Here is a 13,173-nt window from a genome sequence, read left to right as displayed (position 1 = left end):
GAGGGGCGTCAGGTCCGCGTCCGTGTTCTCCCGCGCTCTCGCGACCGGGAGCACGACGCGCTATGCCGAGTCGCGGACGATCAGCTCGGTCGGGAGGATCGTCGTGCGCTCGGGCTCGCGCCCGGCCAGGTGCGCCAGCAGCACGTCGACCATGGCCTCGCCGTGCGCGTACATGGGCTGGCGGATCGTCGTGAGGTGCGGGTCGGTGCTCAGCGCGACCGAGGTGTCGTCGAATCCGACGATCGCGACGTCGTCGGGAACGCGCAGCCCCGCGGATCGGAGCGCCGTGAGCGCTCCACGCGCCATGAGATCGCTGCCCACGAAGATCGCGTCCGGCTGTCCGCTCGCCAGGATGCGCCGCGCAGCGTCGGCTCCACCGGCCTCCGTGTAGTCGCCGGCGGCTTCGGCGAAGGGCGCCAGGCCGGCTCCGCGGAGCGTCGATCGGAAGCCCTCGAGCCGCTCGACGGACGACACCATGGAGAGGGGTCCGGAGATCGTCGCGATGCGCGTGCGACCCGTGTCGACGAGATGCTGGGTGGCCAGGCGGGATGCGGCCACGTTGTCGACGTCGACGACGAACTCGCCGTCTCGCTGCACGGCGGGCGTGCCGCCCCAGACGACCGGCACAGCTTCCGCGATGCGCGCGACGAACGCGTCGCTGGTCCCCTGGGAGACGATGAGCGCACCGTCGACGCCGCCGTTGCGCACGAAGGACGCGACCTTGTCGCCGGGGTCCTCGCTCGCGATGAGCACGTTGAGCAGATAGTCCGATCCGCGCAGCGCGCCGGTGATGCCGGCGACGAGCACGGAGAAGAACGGATCGCCGAAGAACGACGTGGTGTCTTCGGGCACCACGAGGGCGATCGCGTGCGTCTGCCTCGAGGCGAGCGATCGAGCGGCCCGGTTGGGGATGTAGTGGAGGGTGGCGATCGCGTCCTGCACGGCGGTAAGCGCTTCGGGGCTCACCGCCGAAGACCCGTTCACCACTCGCGACACCGTCGACCGTGATACACCTGCGGCCGCGGCCACTTCTTCGATGGTCGCGCGTGACGGCACGACAGTCTCCCCTCCACCCGGCTGCGACTCGGGTCGGTTCCCAGTTCACCGACCGTGTCGGAGTGCACGGACGGTGGTGATCTGAGCGTACTGCTCCCGTGGTTGCCTGGCGCGCCCCGATGCTCGTCTCCCCCGCGTGTTCCGTGCAATATATCGGCATTACACACGGGAGCGCTCCCGAATTTCAGATTCTGCACAATTATTGGACCGGATGCGGAAATCCACTAACCTACGCCACGGGTAGCCTTGAGCCGTGCCCGACACCGAACTCTCCCCCGCGCTCCTCCGTGCCGAGTCCCTGATCCGCAGCATCCCGGACTATCCGGAGCCGGGCATCGTGTTCCGCGACATCACACCGCTGCTCGCCGACGCGGAGGCGCTCGCGGCCACGACCGCCGCGATCATCGAGCCGTTCGCCGGCACGTTCGACGTCGTCGCCGGCATCGAGGCGCGCGGGTTCATCCTCGCGGGGGCGGCGGCGATCGCCGCCGGCGTCGGCCTCATCCCGATCCGCAAGGCCGGCAAACTGCCCCGCCCCGCGGCATCCGTCGACTACGCCCTCGAATACGGCAGCGCGACGATCGAGATGCACGACGACCTGCCCGAGGGCTCGCGTGTGCTTCTGATCGACGACGTGCTCGCCACGGGCGGCACGCTCGCAGCCGGGCGCGAGCTCGTCGAGCGTCTCGGCAGCCACGTGACCGGCATCTCCGTGCTGTTCGAGATCGACGGCCTGGGCGGTCGCGACACGATCGGCGACCTGCACACCGTCTTCCACTCCTGATTCCGCGGCGACTCGGGGCGATCGCGCTCCGGTAGACTGGGGGCGCCCGTCCGCCCGCGACTCCCGGAGCCGTTCATGCCCACCATCGTCGTCGACGTCATGCCCAAGCCCGAACTGCTCGACCCGCAGGGGAAGGCGGTCTCCGGAGCGTTCTCGCGCCTGGGCGTCCAGGGTTTCACCGACGTCCGCATCGGCAAGCGCTTCGAGCTCACCGTCGAGGGCGAGGTCACCGACGAGGTTCTCGCCGAGGCCCGCCGCATCGCCGACGAGGTGCTGTCGAACTCCGTGATCGAGGACGTGGTCGGCATCGAGGTCGCCGAGTGACCGTTCGCATCGGGGTGGTCACCTTCCCCGGTTCGCTCGACGACCGTGACGCGCAGCGCGCCGTGCGCCTCGCCGGCGCCGAGCCGGTCGCGCTCTGGCACGGTTCGCACGATCTCGAGGGCGTCGACGCCCTGGTGCTCCCCGGCGGCTTCAGCTACGGCGACTATCTGCGCGCCGGAGCGATCGCCGCGCTGTCGCCGATCATGACCGAGGTCAAGGACGCGGCGGCCAAGGGCCTTCCCGTGCTCGGCATCTGCAACGGCTTCCAGATGCTCGTCGAGGCGCACCTGCTGCCCGGCGGGCTGATCCGCAACGACCACCAGCACTTCGTGCGTCGCGACCAGAAGCTGGTCGTCGAGAACTCCGACACCGCGTGGACCAACCGGTTCCGCACCGGCCAGGAGATCGTCATCCCGTTGAAGAACGCCGACGGCGGGTACATCGCCGATGACGAGACGCTCGACCGCATCGAGGGCGAGGGCCTCGTGGCCTTCCGCTACGCGGGAGTCAACCCCAACGGGTCGCTGCGCGACATCGCGGGCCTCACGAACGAGGCGGGCAACGTGGTCGGTCTGATGCCGCACCCCGAGCACGCCACCGAGCCGGGCTTCGGCCCCGACACGACCGCCGCGATGCGTTCCGGCGTCGACGGACTCGACTTCTTCACGAGCGCGATCGCCGCGGTCGCGCGCGTCGCCGCGTAGTCCCGCGGGAGGCGCCGCAGTCCGGCATCCCGCGCACGACCGGCGCGAGCGCTCAGGGGGCGGGCAGCGCGAAGGGGTTGTCGCCGATCGCGGCGAGCAGGTACCAGGCCGTCGTGCCGGTGTGCAGGCTCGCGTAGTAGAAGTCGCCGAAGCCGGAGTCGAGGCCGTCGTTCGATGTCGCGACGATACCCTTGCCGTCGCCGTTCACCGCGTCGCGCTGCGCCAGACGGATGCTGTCGAGCAGCGACTCGGCCGCCGCCGCGTCGCCCGCTCCGTCGCGGAGTCGGAGGGCGAGCGCCAGGTGCCCCGCGCCCTCGAACCACACCTTCGAGACGTCGACGTGACTGATGGACGGACCGTGATGGGGGCCGTCCGTCGCGATGAGGTTCGCGAGCGTCCAGTCCAGGGCGGTGTCGTAGCGAGCGTCGCCGGTCGCGAGCGAGCTCCACGTCTGCGCGTCGAGCGGAACCGGGTACACGTTCGTGGTGCTGCCGTCGAGCAGCGTGCCGGTGTCGACGTGGCCGTCGGCCGCCTGCATCGCGGCGACGAAGGCGGCGGCGGTCGCGGCGCGATCGGCCCATACGGTGTCGCCCGTGAGCTGGGCGAGCTGACCGAAGAACCCGGCGATGTCGGCGTTGTGCTCGGTCGACTTCCAGACGAGCGAACTGCCGTCGGGCAGCTGCCCGCCCGTGTAGCCGTAGGGCGCGCGGGCCATGTCGGCCGTGTTGGTCTGGATCCACTGCGCGATGTCGAGGGCGCCGTCGAGGTACTTCTGGTCGCCGGTCGCGTCGAACAGGCGCGCGAGCGCCATGCCGACCCATGCCTGGTTGCCCGTGAACGTGCCGGGCCCGGTGATCTCGACGCGGCCCTGGCGGATGCCGTGCGGTTCGTACGAGGTGCGCACCCGTCCGTCGCCGATCGGGTCGTTCTCCTGGACGAACAGCAGGGTGTCGGCGACGGCGCGGGCGCGGCGGATGTCGTCGGGGAGTCCGCGTGCGGTGTAGGCGATCACGACAAGGGCGTCGTCGTAGACGAACGACGGCGTGAAGTCCCAGGTGGGGAGGTCGGTGAAGAACCCGCCCTGATAGCTGCGCGGCAGACAGCGGCCCGCGCCGTCGCAGAACTCGTCGACGCGCGCGTCGAGGAACTCGTAGGCGAGGGCGACCGACGTCGCGGGGTCTGTGGGATCGGCAGCAGGCACGGGTTCGTCGACGGGGTTCACGGATCCGGATGCGCCCGCGGCACCGGCGAACACCGCCGTGGTCACGAGTGCGACGGCGACGATCCACGACACCGAACGTCGCGAAGAACCGGACATGGGACCCTCTCGGTCGAGACCGCGCACGGGCCGAGCGTGCGCAGGCGACCGGGAGGTCACTCCACGAGTGTGCCGATCCGAGGGCCCGAAATGCTAGCACCGAACGTCCACAGTCCCGCGCCCATCCGTCCAACATCCTGGTATGTCGGTCCGTCCGCGTCAGACGCCGCGAGTAGCATCGCGACATGCCCATCGCACTGGAGAACGTCGGCATCGCCGTCCGCGACCTCGAAGAGGCCATCGCCTTCTTCACCGACCTCGGCCTCACGATCGTCGGCCGCGACGAGGTGAGCGGCGAATGGGCGTCGACCGCCGTCGGCCTCGACGGCAACCACGCGAAGATCGCCGTGCTCCAGACGCCCGACGGGCGAGGTCAGCTCGAGTTCTTCGAGTACATCCATCCCGCAGCGATCGAGACCGACCCCACGCTTCCGAACGAGATCGGGATGCACCGCGTGGCCTTCTCGGTCGACGACATCGACGCCTCGCTCGCGATCGCCGCCCGGCACGGGTTCCATCCGCTCCGCGGCGTCGCGAACTACCAGGACGTCTACCGGCTCACCTACCTGCGCGGGCCCAGCGGCATACTTGTGATGCTCGCGCAGGACCTCACGAAGGACGCCAGCGCGAACGGCTAGCCGAGCGCCGGCGGCCACACGCCGATCAGCAGCGCCATCACGACGACGGTCACGAGTTCGTGCGCGATGTTCATCGTGGTGAGCGCCGTCGGGCGCCCCTCGAACGCGTCGTGCGTGATGAAGCGCGCGGCGGTGAACCCCGCCCACAGCAGCACCGCCGTGACGATCGTGCCCCAGAAGAACGAGCCGCCGTAGAAATGCCACGCGATGGCCGCAGCTCCCGCGAGCACCCACGACGTCAAGAAGCTCACGATGACGGTCGTGACGATCGGCACGACAGCGGTCGCCGGCGGCCGGTCCATGTCGACGTTCGCGAGCTTCGCCCACCGCGTGCCGAACACCGGCGGCGCGTACCAGACCGATCCGACGACCATGCTCGACAGCGTCGCGAGCAGGACCGCCCAGTAGTTGAGCTCGGGAACCATGACAGCCTCCACATCGTCGGTTGCCCGAAGCATACTCCCCACCTCCGACGCGTCTTCCACGAAACGATTCGATCCCAGACGCGACAAGGGATCGCGCGAGTGCACTAGCCTGGTGCCATGACACAGCTCGAGCAGATCGCAGCGCCCGGTTCCGAGTGGTGGCGCAGCGCCGTCATCTACCAGATCTACCCGCGCTCGTTCGCCGACGCCTCCGGCGACGGCATCGGCGACCTCCCCGGCATCACGAGCCGTCTGGACTCGCTCGAGGAACTCGGCGTCGACGCGATCTGGCTCAGCCCCTTCATGACGAGTCCGCAGAGGGACGCGGGCTACGACGTCGCCGACTACCGCGACGTCGACCCCCTGTTCGGCACCCTCGCCGACTTCGACCTCATGCTGAACGAGGCGCACGCCCGCGGCATCCGCGTGATCATCGACCTCGTCCCCAACCACTCCTCCGACCAGCACGTGTGGTTCCAGCAGGCGCTCGCGGCAGCGCCCGGCAGCCCGGAGCGCGCGCGGTACATCTTCCGCGACGGCAAGGGCGAGAACGGCGAGATCCCGCCGAACAACTGGGAGTCGGTGTTCGGCGGCGGCATGTGGGAGCGCGTGACCGAGGCCGACGGCACGCTCGGCCAGTGGTATCTGCACATCTTCGACGCCACGCAGCCCGACTTCGACTGGACCAACGAAGAGGTGCGCGAGGAGTTCCGCTCGATCCTGCGCTTCTGGCTCGACCGCGGTGTCGACGGATTCCGCGTCGACGTCGCCCACGGCATGATCAAGAAGGACGGCCTGCCCGACTACACCCCGCCGAGCGACGCCGACTCGATGGGCGGCGGCGAGGACGACGTGCCGTACTGGGGTCAGGACGGCGTGCACGACATCTACCGCGACTGGCACAGGGTGCTCGCGGAGTACGACGGCGACCGCGCCCTGTGCGGCGAGGCCTGGCTGCCGACGATCGAGAAGACCGCCCTCTGGGTGCGCCCCGACGAGATGCACCAGACCTTCAACTTCGGCTATCTGATGACGCCGTGGGATGCCGCGGAGCTGCGCGACGTGATCCGCGAATCGCTCGACGCGTTCGGCGCGGTCGGCGCACCCAGCACCTGGGTGCTGTCGAACCACGACGTCGTGCGCCACGCCTCGCGCCTTGCCCTCACCACCGAGAACCCGCAGGGCGAGGGCATCGGCCCGAACACGCCGCACAAGCCCGACACCGCGATCGGTCTCGCCCGCGCCCGCGCGGCCACCACGCTCATGCTCGCGCTGCCCGGATCGTCGTACCTGTACCAGGGCGAGGAGCTCGGCCTGCCCGAGGCCATGGAGATCCCCGACGAATTCCGTCAGGATCCGACCTGGTTCCGCACGAACCACGAGCGCTACGGACGTGACGGATGCCGTGTACCGCTGCCCTGGGAGGCCGCGGCCCCCGCATTCGGCTTCAACGACACCGGCGCCTCCTGGCTGCCCCAGCCCGCGGAGTGGGCGGCGTACGCCCGTGACGCCGAAGAGGTCGATCCCTCCTCGACGCTCGCGCTCTACAAGCGACTGCTCGCGGGTCGCCGCGAGTACGGCCTCGGCAGCGGATCACTGGTCTGGGAGGACGCCGGAGCGGATGCGGTGGCGTTCCGCCGCGGCGACCTGCACGTGCTCGTCAACCTGGGCACCGAGCCGCTCGCGCTGCCCGCCGATGCGCTCGTCGTGGAACGGAGCGAGCCGTTCGACGGCGGCGCCCTGCCCGTCGACACGGCCGTCTGGTACACCACGGTCTGACGTCGTCTGCGCCCCGCGCCCATACCCCGAGACCCACCGCGCGCCTCGGCGCTGCACGAGCGGCGACGGGAAGGCCGTGGGATGCTGGAGGCATGGCCACCGGCATCCCCTCCGTCCTGTTCGTGTGCGTGCACAACGCGGGGCGTTCGCAGATGGCCGCGGGCTTCCTGCGGCATGTCGCGGGCGACCGCATAGAGGTGCGCTCGGCGGGATCATTGCCGGCTGAGCAGATCAACCCCGTCGCGGTCGAGGCGATGCGCGAGCTCGACATCGACATCACCGCCGAGACGCCGAAGGTGCTGACGACGGAGGCCGTGCAGGCATCCGACGTCGTGATCACGATGGGGTGCGGCGACGCATGCCCCTACTTCCCCGGCAAGCGCTACGAGGACTGGCAGCTCGACGACCCGGCCGGTCAGGGGATCGACGCCGTGCGTCCGATCCGCGATGACATCCGCCGGCGCATCGAGGCCCTCGCCGTCGAGCTTCTCGCCTGACTCTGCACTTCCTTCCGCGCCGAAGCCACCGCTTCGCGCCGAAACCCCCACATCGCCGCGTCGGCACGTGGGGGTTTCGGCGCGAAGTGGTGATCTCGGCGGCAGCGCGCGGAGATCGCTCCGCCTGCCTCAGCGGGCGACGATGAGCCCCGCGGTCTTCTCCTGGGCGCGCTGGAAGCGGCGCTGCACGTCGGGCCAGTTCACGAGCTCCCAGAACGCCTTGACGTAGTCGGCGCGCACGTTGAGGTAGTCGAGGTAGTACGCGTGCTCCCAGACGTCGAGCTGCAGCAGCGGCGTGACGCCGAGGGGCGCGTTGCCCTGCTGGTCGAACAGCTGGAAGATGACCGGCCGCGCGCCGACCGCATCCCAGGCGAGAACCGCCCAGCCGGACCCCTGCACACCGAGCGCCGTCGCGGTGAAGTGCGCGCGGAACGCGTCGATCGAGCCGAACTCGTCGGCCAGTGCCGCCTCGAGCTCGCCCTCGGGGTCGCCGCCTCCGTCGGGCGACAGGTTCTCCCAGAATACCGAGTGGTTGATGTGCCCGCCGAGGTTGAACGCGAGGTCCTTCTCGAGCTTGTTCACGGCGGCGAGGTCGCCGGCCCCGCGGGCCGTGGCGAGCTGCTCGAGCGCGGTGTTCGCACCCGTGACGTACGCCTGGTGGTGCTTGGAGTGGTGCAGCTCCATGATCTTGCCGGAGATGTGCGGGGCGAGCGCCGAGTAGTCGTACGGCAGCTCGGGGAGGGTGTACGGAGCGGACATGTGCTTCCTTTCCTTCGGTGGATTCTGCGGTCTGTTCTGCGGCTCAGGCGTCGGCGTCGCCGCCGGGCAGCGAGTGGAATCGGCGGTCGAGGTACACGAGCGGGCGACCGGGCTGGCCGAGCAGCACCTCGTCGACCTCGGCGATCACGACGGTCGACGAGCCGACGGCGACGGTCGACATGGGGTGGCAGCGCATCGCGACACGCGCCTCGCGCAGGTACGGCTCCCCGGTCGGGAGGGCGCTCCAGCCCTGCGCGTCGGTGAAGCGCTCGGCGCCGCTCACCGCGAAGCTCTGCGCGAGAGCGGAGTGCTCGTCGTCGATCAGGTGCACCACGAAGCTGTCGGAGGCGAGGATCGCGCCCGCGCTTCCGGTCGCGCGCGTGACCGAGAACACGATCGCGGCGGGGTCGACCGCGACGGACGCGACGCTGGATGCCGTGAGACCGACGGGTCCGGCAGGGGTGGTCGCGGTGATGATCGCGACGCCGGCCGGATGCTGGCGGAATGCGGCCTTGAGCCCCTCGCCGACGGGCGACGGAACGGGTGCCGGTGTCGGCTCGGGCGACGGAGTGCTGGTCATTCGGATGCCTCCTGAGGCGGCAGTGCGGAGATGAGGGGGTGGTCGTGGGAGATGAGGCCGACCTTCGCGGCGCCGCCGGGGGATCCGACCTCGTCGAAGAACTCGACGTTGGCCTTGTAGTAGTCCTGCCACTCGTCGGGCAGGTCGTCTTCGTAGAAGATCGCCTCGACCGGGCAGACCGGCTCGCACGCGCCGCAGTCCACGCACTCGTCGGGGTGGATGTACAGCGAGCGCTCCCCCTCGTAGATGCAGTCCACCGGACACTCGTCGATGCAGGCCTTGTCCTTCACGTCGACGCAGGGCAGCGCGATCACATAGGTCATCGGGTGGTCTTCGTTCGCGTCACGGTTCCACCGTAAGACCTCAAGTACACTTGAGGTCAAGTCGAGGAGGAGCCATGACCACGCGAGCGGATGCCGATCGCACACCGCACGGCCCTGACGAGCCGTTGACGATCGGTGAGATGAGCCGCCGCACGGGCGTCGCCCCATCGGCGCTGCACTTCTACGAGACCCTCGGCCTCATCGCCTCCACACGCACGGCCGGCAACCAGCGTCGGTACGCCCGGCACATGCTCCGGAGGGTCTCACTCGTCACCGTGGCGAAGCGCCTCGGCATCCCGCTCTCCGATGTGCAGGAGGCGTTCGCCGACGTCCCACTCACCCAGACGCCCAGTCACGACGACTGGCAGCGCGCCTCACGGCGGTGGAAGCGCGAGCTCGAGAAGCGTCGCGAGGGCATCGAGCGCCTCGAACGCGAGCTCACCGGATGCATCGGCTGCGGCTGCCTGTCGATGAAGGCGTGCGGGCTGCTCAACCCCGACGACGAGCTCGGCACGCACGGAGCGGGCCCTCAGCGCCTGCAGGACTGACCGACTCGTCTTCCACAACTCCGGAGAAACGCGCCGGAAACGTCGCTCCGGAGGCCTCGGGCAGGAGACAGGCTCAGATCTCCGGAGTTGTGGAAGCGCGCGGGGCTACGCCACCGTGAACGCCGCGGCCAGCAGCGACTGCTCGCGAGAGCTCGGGCCCACCAGGAGCGCGAACTCGCCGGGCTCGACACGACGGATGCCGGCGGCGTCGACGATCGAGCACTCTGCCACCGGGACCTCGACGCGCACGCGCGCGCTCTCCCCCGGGGCGAGGTCGACCTGCAGGTAGGCCTTGAGCTCGCGGTCGGTCCAGCTCACGCTCGTGACCTCGTCGCGTACGTACACCTGCACGGTCTCGCGCACCGGCCGCGATCCCGTGTTCGTCACCGTGACCTCGCCCACGACATCGTCGCCGAGCGACAGAGGGCCCGCGGGCACGGTCAGGTCGGAGTACGACACCGTCGAGTACGACAGCCCCTCGCCGAACGCCCACGCGGGCGACTGCGTGAGGTCGGCGTAGCGGTCGCCGTGCTGTCCGCGGATCTGGTTGTAGTACGTCGGCTGCTGTCCGACGTGCCGCGCGAACGAGATCGGCAGGCGCCCCGAGGGCTCGACGGCCCCCGTGACGATCTCGGCGAGCGCGCGCCCGCCCTGCATGCCGGGGTTCGCGGCCCAGATCACGGCGGATGCCTGCGAGACCGATGCCGGCAGCACGAGCGGCTTCGAGGCGAGCAGCACCACGACCACGGGCTTCCCGGTCGCGATCAGCGCGTCGAGCAGGGCGTTCTGTCCGCCGATCAGTTCGAGCGTCGCGGTCGAGCGGCCTTCGCCGACGAGTTCGATCCGGTCGCCGACGACGGCGACCACGACGTCGGATGCCGAGGCCGCGGCGACCGCCTCGGCGATCAGCGCCTCATCGACGGCGGCCGGCACGACGACCGGCGGGCGGGGCTGCCCGTCGGGGAACGTCGCTCCGCGCGGGTCCTCCTCCAGGGTGAGGATCTCGGCGCCGCGGGCGTGCGTCACGGTCCAGCCCTCGACACCGGCGAGGCCGTCGAGCACGGTCGTGATCATCTCGCGGGGCTGCCCGTCGAGCCATCCCGCCTGGCCCGATCCCCCGGCCCAGTCGCCGAGCTGCGTCTGCGCGTCGTCGGCGAGCGGCCCGACGACCGCGACCGACAGCGGGGCGGTCGTCGACAGGGGCAGCGTGCCGTCGTTCTCGAGCAGCACGAGCGACCGGCGAGCGACCTCGAGGTTGAGCTCCGCGTGCGCGGGGGCGCCGACCACGACGTCCAGGTCGCTCTGCGGCAGCCGCGGATCCTCGAACAGTCCGAGCTCGAACTTGAGGGTGAGGATGCGGGCGACCGCATCGTCGAAGTCCGAGGACGACAGCATCCCGCGGGCGACCGCGTCGAGCGCACCCTCGTAGAAGCCCGGGGTCGTCATGACCATGTCGTTGCCGGCCTTCACGGCGGCAGCCGCCGCGTGCGTGTAGTCGGGCTGCACCTGCTGCTCCCACACCATGCGTCCGACGTTGTCCCAGTCGGTGATGAGGGTGCCGGTGTAGCCCCACTCGCCGCGCAGCACGTCGCTGAGCAGCCAGTCGTTGACCGTGATCGGCACGCCGTCGGTGGTCTGGTAGCCGAGCATGAACGTGCGGCATCCCTCACGGGCGACGCGCTCGAACGGCGGCAGGAACCACGAGCGCAGCTTGCGGCGCGAGATGTCGGCCTCGCTCGCATCGCGTCCGCCCTGCGTCTCGGAGTACCCGGCGAAGTGCTTCGCGGTCGCGAGGATGGCGGTCGGGTCGTCGAGACCCTGGCCCTGGTAGCCGCGCACCATGGCCGAGGCGAGCTCGCCGATCAGGAACGGGTCTTCGCCGAACGTCTCGTCGACGCGTCCCCAGCGCAGGTCGCGGGCGATGCAGAGCACGGGCGAGAAGGTCCAGTGGATGCCGGTCGCCGCGACCTCGACCGCGGTGGCGCGTGCGACCTTCTCGACGAGCTCCGCGTCCCACGTCGCCGCCATGCCGAGCTGCGTCGGGTAGATGGTCGCCCCGGGCCAGAACGAGTGCCCGTGGATGCAGTCCTCGCCGACGAGCAGCGGGATGCGCAGGCGCGTCTGCGCCGTGAGCTCGTTGGCGCGGATCAGTCGCTCGGGAGACGTGTGCAGGATCGAGCCGACCGTGCGCCGCAGCACGTGGTCGTCGAGGTCGTCACGGGCGTCGAGCTGCAGCATCTGGCCGACCTTCTCCTCCACCGTCATGCGGTCGAGGAGATCGGCGACGCGGGCGGCGATCGGGAGTGCGGGGTCGAGGTAGGGAAGGGAGTCGGTCAGTGTCTGAGAGGTCATCGCTTGCTGTTCGTCGTGTTCGTGTTCGTATCGTCGGGGGCCGCGGATGCCGGGGCGCGCACGGCCGTCACCGGGTCGTTCACGTTCAGGCCCTTCTTCTTCATTGCACGGGCGCGCTCGCCCGCCGACCGGAGCCGCGGGTTGACGTACTCGTCGATGCCGAAGTTGATGAGCGAGAGCGCGACGCCGATGATCGCGATGCAGAGACCGGCGGGCACGTACCACCACCACAGCCGCGGGAAGGCGCCGTTCTGCTGCGCCCAGAAGAGGATCGTTCCCCAGTTGAGGTTGCTCACCGGGATCACGCCGATGAACGCAAGCGTCGTCAGACCCAGGATCGCCGCGGTCACGGTGCCGACGAAGCTCGAGGCGATCAGCGCCATGAGGTTCGGCAGCATCTCGATCGTGATGATGCGGCGCAGCGGTTCGCCGTTCGCCCGCGCGGCCTGGATGAAGTCCCGGTTGCGCAGCGACATGGTCTGCGCCCGCAGCACGCGCGCGCCCCACGCCCAGCCGGTCAGGCCGAGCACCGCGGCGATCACGATGAGCGGCGGGTTCTCGAACTGCGAGGCCACGATGATGATGAGCGGGATGCCGGGGATCACGAGGAAGACGTTCGTGAGCGCCGACAGCGACTCGCTCTTCCAGCCGCGCACATAGCCCGCGATCACACCGATCGTGATGGCGATCAGGGTCGCGATGATCGCCGACAGGAAGCCGACGACCACGACGCCGCGGGTGCCGAAGATGATCTGGCTGAGCACGTCCTCGCCCATGTGGGTCGTGCCGAGCCAGTGCTCGAACGACGGCGGCTGGCGCAGCGCGGAGCGATCCTTCTGCGTCGGGCCGTAGGGGGCGATGAGCGGCGCGAAGATCGCGACGAGCACGAAGATCCCGAGGATGATCAGGCCCGCGATCGACTTGCCGTTGCGGAACATCGCGAACGCCTGGGCCATCTGCGACCAGAACGTCTTGCGCTCAGGAGCCGCCGCGCCGGGCGTGCGCACCGTCGCGGTCTCCGGCATTCCCGTCGACAGCGGGGTGCCGTCGGGGGCGGTGGTGTCGGTGTGCGTGGGAACGCTCATG

The 13,173-nt window shown here is 70.0% G+C and carries 15 protein-coding genes; 7 read left to right on the top strand and 8 right to left on the bottom strand.

From position 1 onward, the window contains the following. Positions 1-60: 60 nt before the first annotated feature. Positions 61-1,056 carry a LacI family DNA-binding transcriptional regulator gene (locus tag ACIPYT_RS06455; RefSeq protein WP_401071773.1) on the bottom strand — a complete coding sequence of 332 codons (996 nt, stop codon included), beginning with the start codon at positions 1,054-1,056 and terminating at the stop codon, positions 61-63. Positions 1,057-1,309: 253 nt separating this feature from the next. On the opposite strand from ACIPYT_RS06455, the gene ACIPYT_RS06450 reads away from it, so the two are divergent. The 3 genes from ACIPYT_RS06450 to purQ all read left to right on the top strand — a co-directional run bounded on the left by ACIPYT_RS06450 (position 1,310) and on the right by purQ (position 2,868). Then, a complete protein-coding gene (locus tag ACIPYT_RS06450; RefSeq protein WP_401071771.1) occupies positions 1,310-1,840 on the top strand; it encodes an adenine phosphoribosyltransferase in 531 nt (176 codons plus the stop codon). 75 nt (positions 1,841-1,915) lie between these two features. Beyond that, positions 1,916-2,164: a phosphoribosylformylglycinamidine synthase subunit PurS gene (gene purS / locus ACIPYT_RS06445; protein ID WP_401071769.1), complete on the top strand. Its 249-nt coding sequence runs from the start codon at positions 1,916-1,918 to the stop codon at positions 2,162-2,164. Continuing rightward, the gene (gene purQ, locus ACIPYT_RS06440) at positions 2,161-2,868 is read left to right on the top strand and encodes a phosphoribosylformylglycinamidine synthase subunit PurQ (protein WP_401071767.1); all 708 of its coding nucleotides are present in this window, start codon (positions 2,161-2,163) and stop codon (positions 2,866-2,868) included. Before purS ends, purQ begins: the two co-directional genes overlap by 4 nt. Positions 2,869-2,920: 52 nt before the next feature. Here the strand turns inward: purQ and ACIPYT_RS06435 are convergent, their stop codons facing one another. Continuing rightward, a complete protein-coding gene (locus tag ACIPYT_RS06435) occupies positions 2,921-4,186 on the bottom strand; it encodes a hypothetical protein (protein ID WP_401071765.1) in 1,266 nt (421 codons plus the stop codon). Between the two features lie 185 nt (positions 4,187-4,371). Between ACIPYT_RS06435 and ACIPYT_RS06430 the strand changes: the two genes are divergently transcribed. Further along, on the top strand, positions 4,372-4,824 hold the full coding sequence (locus ACIPYT_RS06430) for a VOC family protein (RefSeq protein WP_401071763.1): 453 nt from the start codon (positions 4,372-4,374) through the stop codon (positions 4,822-4,824). Here ACIPYT_RS06430 and ACIPYT_RS06425 read toward each other — a convergent pair. After that, positions 4,821-5,249, bottom strand: a complete 429-nt coding sequence (locus tag ACIPYT_RS06425; protein WP_401071761.1) for a DUF1761 domain-containing protein — start codon at positions 5,247-5,249, stop codon at positions 4,821-4,823. The genes ACIPYT_RS06430 and ACIPYT_RS06425 overlap by 4 nt on opposite strands. Before the next feature lie 117 nt (positions 5,250-5,366). On the opposite strand from ACIPYT_RS06425, the gene ACIPYT_RS06420 reads away from it, so the two are divergent. Both ACIPYT_RS06420 and ACIPYT_RS06415 read left to right on the top strand, forming a co-directional pair. Continuing rightward, on the top strand, positions 5,367-7,028 hold the full coding sequence (locus tag ACIPYT_RS06420) for a glycoside hydrolase family 13 protein (protein ID WP_401071759.1): 1,662 nt from the start codon (positions 5,367-5,369) through the stop codon (positions 7,026-7,028). Positions 7,029-7,120: 92 nt separating this feature from the next. Next, positions 7,121-7,525: an arsenate reductase ArsC gene (locus tag ACIPYT_RS06415; protein ID WP_401071757.1), complete on the top strand. Its 405-nt coding sequence runs from the start codon at positions 7,121-7,123 to the stop codon at positions 7,523-7,525. A 129-nt stretch (positions 7,526-7,654) separates the two neighbouring features. Here the strand turns inward: ACIPYT_RS06415 and ACIPYT_RS06410 are convergent, their stop codons facing one another. From ACIPYT_RS06410 to fdxA, 3 genes are read right to left on the bottom strand one after another with little or no spacing between them, the layout of a single operon-like run. Next, positions 7,655-8,284 (bottom strand): superoxide dismutase, encoded by a 630-nt coding sequence (locus ACIPYT_RS06410; protein WP_401071755.1) that lies wholly within the window; start codon positions 8,282-8,284, stop codon positions 7,655-7,657. Between the two features lie 43 nt (positions 8,285-8,327). After that, complete coding sequence (locus ACIPYT_RS06405; protein ID WP_401071753.1) at positions 8,328-8,864, bottom strand: flavin reductase family protein; 537 nt, start codon at positions 8,862-8,864, stop codon at positions 8,328-8,330. After that, positions 8,861-9,187, bottom strand: a complete 327-nt coding sequence (gene fdxA, locus ACIPYT_RS06400) for a ferredoxin (protein ID WP_401071751.1) — start codon at positions 9,185-9,187, stop codon at positions 8,861-8,863. Before fdxA ends, ACIPYT_RS06405 begins: the two co-directional genes overlap by 4 nt. A gap of 74 nt (positions 9,188-9,261) precedes the next feature. Here fdxA and soxR point away from each other — a divergent pair, with 74 nt between their 5' ends. Continuing rightward, positions 9,262-9,735: a redox-sensitive transcriptional activator SoxR gene (gene soxR, locus ACIPYT_RS06395; protein ID WP_401071749.1), complete on the top strand. Its 474-nt coding sequence runs from the start codon at positions 9,262-9,264 to the stop codon at positions 9,733-9,735. 105 nt (positions 9,736-9,840) lie between these two features. On the opposite strand, the gene ACIPYT_RS06390 is transcribed toward soxR, so the two are convergent. Beyond that, a complete protein-coding gene (locus tag ACIPYT_RS06390) occupies positions 9,841-12,087 on the bottom strand; it encodes a glycoside hydrolase family 3 N-terminal domain-containing protein (RefSeq protein ID WP_401071748.1) in 2,247 nt (748 codons plus the stop codon). Further along, positions 12,084-13,172, bottom strand: a complete 1,089-nt coding sequence (locus ACIPYT_RS06385; protein WP_401071746.1) for an ABC transporter permease — start codon at positions 13,170-13,172, stop codon at positions 12,084-12,086. The genes ACIPYT_RS06390 and ACIPYT_RS06385 overlap by 4 nt, the downstream gene beginning before the upstream one ends. Position 13,173: the final 1 nt, after the last annotated feature.

The organism is Microbacterium sp. NPDC089695, from assembly GCF_044749085.1.
In the GTDB taxonomy this organism is placed as follows: domain Bacteria; phylum Actinomycetota; class Actinomycetes; order Actinomycetales; family Microbacteriaceae; genus Microbacterium.
This window is presented reverse-complemented; position numbering and strand designations above follow the sequence as displayed.

What these genes read in the sequence shown, in the direction of transcription:
- purS (WP_401071769.1), top strand. Translation starts at nt 1,916, where the DNA reads ATGCCCACCATCGTCGTCGACGTCATGCCCAAGCCCGAACTGCTCGAC.
- ACIPYT_RS06435 (WP_401071765.1), bottom strand. Translation starts at nt 4,186, where the DNA reads ATGTCCGGTTCTTCGCGACGTTCGGTGTCGTGGATCGTCGCCGTCGCA.
- ACIPYT_RS06430 (WP_401071763.1), top strand. Translation starts at nt 4,372, where the DNA reads ATGCCCATCGCACTGGAGAACGTCGGCATCGCCGTCCGCGACCTCGAA.
- ACIPYT_RS06425 (WP_401071761.1), bottom strand. Translation starts at nt 5,249, where the DNA reads ATGGTTCCCGAGCTCAACTACTGGGCGGTCCTGCTCGCGACGCTGTCG.
- ACIPYT_RS06420 (WP_401071759.1), top strand. Translation starts at nt 5,367, where the DNA reads ATGACACAGCTCGAGCAGATCGCAGCGCCCGGTTCCGAGTGGTGGCGC.
- ACIPYT_RS06415 (WP_401071757.1), top strand. Translation starts at nt 7,121, where the DNA reads ATGGCCACCGGCATCCCCTCCGTCCTGTTCGTGTGCGTGCACAACGCG.
- ACIPYT_RS06410 (WP_401071755.1), bottom strand. Translation starts at nt 8,284, where the DNA reads ATGTCCGCTCCGTACACCCTCCCCGAGCTGCCGTACGACTACTCGGCG.
- ACIPYT_RS06405 (WP_401071753.1), bottom strand. Translation starts at nt 8,864, where the DNA reads ATGACCAGCACTCCGTCGCCCGAGCCGACACCGGCACCCGTTCCGTCG.
- fdxA (WP_401071751.1), bottom strand. Translation starts at nt 9,187, where the DNA reads ATGACCTATGTGATCGCGCTGCCCTGCGTCGACGTGAAGGACAAGGCC.
- soxR (WP_401071749.1), top strand. Translation starts at nt 9,262, where the DNA reads ATGACCACGCGAGCGGATGCCGATCGCACACCGCACGGCCCTGACGAG.
- ACIPYT_RS06390 (WP_401071748.1), bottom strand. Translation starts at nt 12,087, where the DNA reads ATGACCTCTCAGACACTGACCGACTCCCTTCCCTACCTCGACCCCGCA.
- ACIPYT_RS06385 (WP_401071746.1), bottom strand. Translation starts at nt 13,172, where the DNA reads ATGAGCGTTCCCACGCACACCGACACCACCGCCCCCGACGGCACCCCG.